This is a genomic window from Trinickia sp. (genome assembly GCF_051961175.1).
In the GTDB taxonomy this organism is placed as follows: domain Bacteria; phylum Pseudomonadota; class Gammaproteobacteria; order Burkholderiales; family Burkholderiaceae; genus Trinickia.
The window spans coordinates 21,521-28,535 of the sequence record NZ_JBQCDN010000166.1 but is presented as its reverse complement, the minus strand read 5'-3'; the positions used below and the strand labels follow the sequence as shown (position 1 = coordinate 28,535).

4 protein-coding genes are annotated in these 7,015 nt (G+C 65.8%); all 4 read left to right on the top strand.

The window, feature by feature from the left end; genetic code table 11:
* The coding region (gene tssF / locus ACTHL0_RS09640) for a type VI secretion system baseplate subunit TssF (RefSeq protein WP_440566507.1) at positions 1-1,258 on the top strand (1,258 nt) is incomplete at its 5' end.
* Positions 1,213-2,337, top strand: coding sequence for a type VI secretion system baseplate subunit TssG (gene tssG / locus ACTHL0_RS09635; RefSeq protein WP_440566506.1), 1,125 nt, complete (start codon positions 1,213-1,215; stop codon positions 2,335-2,337). The genes tssF and tssG, both read left to right, overlap by 46 nt.
* Positions 2,338-2,350: 13 nt before the next feature.
* Complete coding sequence (gene tssH, locus ACTHL0_RS09630; protein ID WP_440566505.1) at positions 2,351-5,059, top strand: type VI secretion system ATPase TssH; 2,709 nt, start codon at positions 2,351-2,353, stop codon at positions 5,057-5,059.
* A 1-nt stretch (position 5,060) separates the two neighbouring features.
* Entirely contained in the window at positions 5,061-6,992 is a 1,932-nt protein-coding gene (locus tag ACTHL0_RS09625; RefSeq protein WP_440566504.1) for a type VI secretion system Vgr family protein, read from the top strand.
* Positions 6,993-7,015 lie beyond the last annotated feature (23 nt).

Sequence of the window (7,015 nt, the reverse complement as noted above, 5' to 3'; positions counted from 1 at the left end):
CGCGCCCCCCCGGGGGTGCCATTCCCCCGGCGATGCGCTGCGGACGAGGCCCCCGTACGCGTGGGTGGTAGGGGGCGGCGGCGGGGTTGCGGGGGCGCCGGCGGGCGCGCCGCTCGTGCGGTTGTCGCAGACGGCGTGGCGCGAAGCCGGCTACGCCGAAGAGGACCGCGTGCTGCCGCAGCCGGCTCACGCGCATCCGGCCTATGGGCTGCTGCAGGAATACTTCGCGTTCGCGCGCAAATTTCACTTCTTCGATCTGGAGGTGCCGGCCGGCGCCTTCGGCACCGGGCGCAGCTGCGAAATCGTCCTTCATCTGGACCGGATGCCGCGCGCGCTGGCGCATATCGGCGCCCAACATTTCCGCCTGGGCTGCACCCCCGTGGTTAATCTGTTCGCGCAGACGACCGAACCGCTCGTCGTGGACGGCCGCCGCTACGAACACCGGCTCGTCGCCGAGCAAAAGCGCGAGGCCATGACCGAGATCCATTCGATCGTCTCCGTCATCGCCTCGGATCCTGTCGCCGACCGTGCGATCGTGCTGCCCGGCTATACGGCGGCCGACCGCATGGACAGGGCCGGCCCGGACGCGCCGTCCACGTTCTGGTTCGCGCGACGCGAGCGCAGCGTGCGAGGCAACGTTTCGGGTGTCGATACGTATCTGAGCTTCGTCGACGCGAGTCACAACTTCGCGAACCCTGCTGCGCCCGTGGTCTATGCGAACGTGCTTTGTACCAATCGGCGTTTGGCCGAGCATGTTCCGATCGGTGCGCGCATGCTGGTCGAGCGCGTGTCGCGCAATGCGCGCGTGCGGTGCCTGTACGAGCCGACAGCGCAGCGCGATCCGCCGCTCGGCAGCGAGACGCTTTGGCGGCTGGTGTCGCTGTTGACGCGCAACTATCACTCGCTCGTCAGCGGGCCGAACGGCCGGCGCGAGCTGCAGGAGATGCTGACGCTGTTCGCGTCGGACGGCCTGCGCGAACAGGACCAGATTCGCGGGATCAGCCGTATCGGGGCCCGTCATGTCACCGCGCATGTGGGTACCGATGCATGGCGCGGCTATTGCCGCGGCACGGAGGTGAACGTCGAATTCGACGCGGATGCGTTTGTTGGCGGTTCGCCGCTGTTGATGGCTGCCGTGCTCGCGCGTTTCTTCGCGTTGTGTACCTCCGTCAACTCCTTTGTTCGGCTCGTTGTATGCCGTGGAGATGAGATATGGAAGCAATGGGAACCGATGACCGGTTGCCAACCGCTGCTCTGATCGCCCGGCTCCTCGCTCATCCCCACGACTTCGACCTGTTCCAAGCGATTCATTTACTGGAGCAGGCGCAGTCGTGGGCGCGGCCGCTTGGAACGGGGGACGGGACCGACGAGGCCGTGCGCTTCGCCGGTCACGTTTCGCTCGCGTTCGAGCCCAGCGATATCCGCGGCGTGCGCGCCAAAGCCGCGGGTGACGACCGCGCCACCTACACCGTGAGCACCGCGGCGATGACGCTTGCCGGCGCGGGCGGGCCGTTGCCGTTGCCGTTCACGGAGTGGCTGCTCGCGCGGCGGGCCGCGCGCGAGACGGCGATGTCGGATTTTCTCGACATCTTCAATCATCGCTTCCTCTCGTTCCTCTATCGCAGCCGCCAGAAACATGCGCCCGGGTTGAACGGACGTGCGCCGGACGAGGCAGCGCTGACCGCCTGCCTCGACGCGCTCGGCAACCTGGGGCTGCGAGCCGGCGAGCGCGGGCCGAACGGCGCGCGCCGCTGGTTGCGCCACGCCGGCTTGCTGGGCGGCGCGCCGCGCTCAATGGCGGGTTTGTTGGCCTTGTTGTCGGACCGGCTCGGTGTCGCGGTGCGAGGCGGCCAGTTCGTCGGCGGCTGGCGCGAACTCGACGCGCGCGATTCGGTGCGCTTATCGAGCGCCGGGCGAGGCGCATCGCGCCTGAACGGCAGAGCGGTGGTCGGGCGCCGGTGCTGGGATCAGGCGGCCGGCATCCGCATCGAGTTCGTCGATCTGCCGCTCGAACGATTCGAGGCCCTGTTGCCGGGCGGCCGGCTGCACGAGCTGACCGCATGGCTCGTGCAGTCGTATCTGGAACAGGATCTCGACGTGCACGTCGTGTTGCGGCCCGCACCCGGGCAAGCCGCCTGTGCCGTCGGCGGCGCAGGTGCGGCCCGGCTCGGCTGGACGTCCTGGCTCGGCGCACAGCGTGCCGCGAGCGGGAATACGAGCGGGAACACGAGCACGAGCACGAACAGGAACGCCGTATCGCCGAAACCGCGCGCGCCGGCCCGATTCACCTTACGCATGCCGCCGTCTTCGGCGGCGTGGCGCTCATCGAACGCGTAGCCCCCGAGCCATTATGGAAATCGACATTCGCACTCTGGTGAGCCGGCTCGATCCGGCCTGCAAGCACGCGATGGAGCTTGCTGCGCAGCTATGCGTGCGGCAAACGCACTATAACGTCGATGTCGAGCACTTCCTGCTGCAACTGCTCGAATCCGACGCGCCCGATTTGCGGGTGATTCTCGAGCACTTCGAGGTTTCCGCCACCGAAGTGTGCGCGCAGCTGCAGAAGGCTGTCGAGCAGTTCAAGCGCGGCAATGGCCGTACGCCTGCGTTGTCGCCGAACTTTTCGCGGCTGTTTCAGGAAGCCTGGCTGTTCAGTTCGATGCTGCTCGGGCAGCAACAGATTCGTTCGGGTACCGTGCTGCTCGCGCTGCTGGAAGTCGACAGCCTGCGCGGTTTGCTGATCGACACGGCGCCCTCGCTGTTGAAGATTCCGCGCGCGACGCTGCGCGAATCGCTGCCGGCCGTGCTGGCCGCCTCGAACGAAGATGGCGGCCCGGCCGCCACGCCTGCCGCGGGTGCGTCCGCAGGGGGGGCACCCGCTGGGCAGGCGATGCCGTCGGCCGTCGGTAGCGGGCCGGGCGGATCGGCGCTCGCGCAATACACGGTCGATCTGACCGAACTCGCCCGGGAAGGGGCGATCGATCCCATTTGCGGGCGGGATCTGGAAATCCGTCAACTGATCGACGTGCTGCTGCGGCGGCGCCAGAACAATCCCATCCTGACGGGCGAAGCGGGCGTCGGCAAGACGGCCGTCGTCGAAGGCTTCGCTCAGCGCATCGTGCAAGGCCAGGTGCCCCCGGCGCTGCTGAACGTGACCGTGCGCTCGCTCGATCTCGCGCTGTTGCAAGCCGGCGCGGGTGTGAAGGGCGAGTTCGAGAATCGGCTCAAATCGGTGATCGCCGAAGTGAAGGCCTCCCCGGTCCCCGTGATTCTGTTCATCGACGAAGCCCATCAGCTGATCGGTGCCGGCGGCAGCGAGGGCCAGGGCGATGCGGCCAATCTGCTCAAACCGGCGCTGGCGCGCGGCGAGCTACGGACGATCGCGGCCACGACCTGGGCCGAATACAAGAAGTACGTGGAGCGCGATCCGGCGCTCGCACGCCGTTTTCAAGTGGTCAAAGTCGATGAGCCCAGCGAGGCGGTCGCCATCGAAATGCTGCGCGGCATGGTACCGAAGCTCGCGCACCATCATGGTGTCGAGATCGTCGACGAGGCGGTGCGCGATGCGGTGAAGCTGTCGCATCGCTATATCTCGGGACGTCAGCTTCCGGACAAGGCGATCAGCGTGCTGGACACTGCATGTGCGCGCGTGGCCATCGGGCAAAGCGGGGTACCGGAAGACATCGAAGCGCTCGGCCGCTCGCTCGAATCGGGCGAAAACCAACTGCGCATCCTGCGCCACGAGGCAGCGACGGGCGCCGATCATGCCGACGCCATCGCCGCATTGACCAAGCAGTTGGAGGAGCTGCGCGCGAAGCATGCGCGACTCACGGAAAAGCTTTCCACCGAGCAGCGCGCGGTGGAAGAAATTCTGGCGTGGCGGCGCAAGATCGCCCGGCAAGTCGAGGCGAAAGAGGCGCAAGCGGCGCAAGTGCCTGCCGAAGAGGGCGAGGACGCCCAATCGCTGCTGGCCAACCTCGGCCGCCTCGAGAAAGGTCTCGAGGCCGTGCAGAACGACGAGCCGATGGTACCGGTGTACGTGAATTCGGCGATGGTCGCGGAGGTGATCTCGGGCTGGACCGGCATTCCCGTTGGCCGCATGTTGGCCGACGAACTGCATACGGTGCTCTATCTGCACGACAAGCTGGCAGAGCGTGTCGTCGGTCAGGACGAGGCGCTCGATGCGATCGCGCGGCGCGTGCGCACGTTCCGCGCCGATCTCGACGATCCGGGCAAGCCCGTCGGCGTATTCCTGCTGGTCGGCCCGAGCGGTGTCGGCAAGACCGAAACGGCCGCCGCGCTCGCGGATACGCTCTACGGCGGCGAGCGCAACATGATCACGGTGAACATGTCGGAGTTTCAGGAGGCGCATAGCGTCTCGGGGCTCAAAGGCGCGCCGCCCGGGTATGTCGGCTACGGGCGCGGCGGCGTGTTGACTGAAGCGGTGCGGCGCCGTCCCTATAGCGTGGTTTTGCTCGACGAGATGGAGAAGGCTCATCCGGACGTGCTCGAGCTGTTTTTCCAGGTGTTCGACAAAGGCGTCATGGAAGACGGCGAAGGGGTGCCGATCGACTTCAAGAACACGTTGATCCTGCTGACTTCGAACGCGGCGCAGGAAGTCATTACCGAGGCCTCCCAAGGCGGACGCCGGCCACCGCCCGAGGAGCTGATCGAGCGGCTGCGCCCGGCGCTGCTGCGTCAATTCAGCCCGGCCTTTCTCGGCCGGCTCGTGCTGGTGCCGTATTACCACCTTGGCGACGCGCAGATTGCGGCGATCGTCAATCTGAAGCTGAACCGGCTCGCGGAGCGCTTCGGACGCAACCATCACGCCAAGCTCACCTGGGACGACGCGTTCGCGCGCGTCATTACCGAGCGCTGCAAGGAAGTGGATAGCGGCGCGCGCAACGTGGATCACATCCTCACGCAAATCGTGCTGCCGGAGCTGGCGCGCGAGGTGCTGGAACGCATTTCGGTGGCCGAGCCGTTCGATGCCGTGCATCTGGCATTCACCGCCACGGGCGGTCTCGCGTTCAGCTTCACGGCGGAGGGCGGAGTCTGATATGCCCGAAGTCACGACGGTCCAGACAGGCTGCTTTCTTTCGGTGAGCACGCCGTTCGGCGAAAACAAGCTGCTGCTCGAGGGCTTCTCGGGCCGCGAGGCGATTTCCGAGCCGTTCCATTTCGAGCTGCGGATGCGTTCGACGGATCCCGCGCTGTCGGCGGCTTCGATCGTGGGTAAAACCGCGACCGTGACGGTGCAGACGTCGGGCGGAGCGGCGCGCTACTTCAGCGGCATTGTCACGCGCTTCGCGCAGGTTGGTGCCGACGCGGCATACGGATACTATTCGGCGGCGCTTGCGCCGAGTTTGTGGCTCGCCACGCTTGGCTGCGATCGCGTGATTTATCAGAGCCTGAGCGTGCTCGACATCATCCAGAAGGTGCTGGCTCCGTTCAATGTCGCGGTCAAGCAGAGCACGACGGGCACCTACGAGGCACGCGAGTATTGCGTGCAGTACGACGAGAGCCCGTTCGATTTCGTCTCGCGGCTGATGGAAGAAGAGGGCATCTTCTACTTCTTCACGTTCGCCAACGGCAGCCACACGATGGTGCTCGCGGACAGCCCGTCCGCGCACGAGGCCACCCCGAATGTTTCCGGGCTATGGTTCTCGAGCGATTCGGTGGCGCACAGCCCGTCGGAGCGCGTAAGCACGTTCGAACTCGTGACGGGATTGACCGAGCGCACGCATATCGTGTCCGATTACGACGCCACCACGGCGACGGTATCCGCGGCGACTTCCGCGACTTCGGGGGCATCGAGCGCCATCACCAACGGAACGCGCTATACGTTCCCGGGACGCTATGTGCAGGCGAGCAGCAGCCACACCGCGGACTTGCGGCTCGCGGCGCAGCAGGTCGGCCAGCTGACCGGCCGCGGCACGAGCGCGTGTTATGCGCTCACTGCCGGTTCGACCTTCACGCTCGGCGGGCACGCCAATAGCGCGGTCAATACGACCTACGTCGCGCGAGCGGTCGAGCACAGCGCGACGAACGACATCTACGCGAACGAATTCGTGGTGTTCCCCTCCACGGTGCCGTTCCGTCCGCCGCTCGTGACGCCGCGGCCCGTCGTCGCGGGCAACCACACTGCAGTGGTCAGCGGATCTTCCGGTGAAGAGATCTGGACCGATGAGTATGGGCGCATCAAGGTCAAGTTCCATTGGGACCGTTCGAACAGCAAGAACGAGAACACCTCCTGCTGGGTGCGTGTCGCGCAGACTGTCGCGGGCAACGGATGGGGTCACTTCTTCCTCCCGCGTGTGGGGCAGGAGGTGATCGTCAGCTATGTCGATGGCGATCCGGACCGTCCGCTCGTGACCGGCAGCGTATACAACCAGTCGAGCACGCTCCCGTATGCGATGCCGTCGATGCAGACGCGCAGCACGATCATGTCGCGTTCGTCGAAAGGGGGCAGCGCCGGCAACGAAATCCGCATGGAGGACAAGACCGGCAGCGAGGAATTGTTCGTGCATGCGCAGAAAGACATGAATGTGTCGATCGAGAACGCGCTGGCGACGACCGTGATCGCGGGTAACGAAACGCATACGATTCAGAAGGGCGACCGGACCGTCGACGTCCAGACGGGCAAGGAAACGCACACGGTGAAGGGCACGCGCTCGCTCGACGTGACCGGCGACGAGACGCACACCAATCATGCGAAATTCACGCACAACGTGACGGGGGACTACACGCTCAAGGTGAGCGGGAACTTGACGATCGATGTGACCGGTTCGATCACGTTCAAATCGGGCACGTCCCTCACGAGCCAGGCGGGAACGTCGCTCTCCAACCAAGCGGGCACGACACTCGAAAACAAGGCCGGCACCACGCTCACGATTCAGGGATTGGAAGTGCAGAGCAAGGCGTCGGCGACAGCGACGATCGACGGCGGCGGGATGCTGGCCCTGAAGGGCGGCCTCGTGAAGCTCAATTAATTGACCTTGCCGCATTGCGCGAA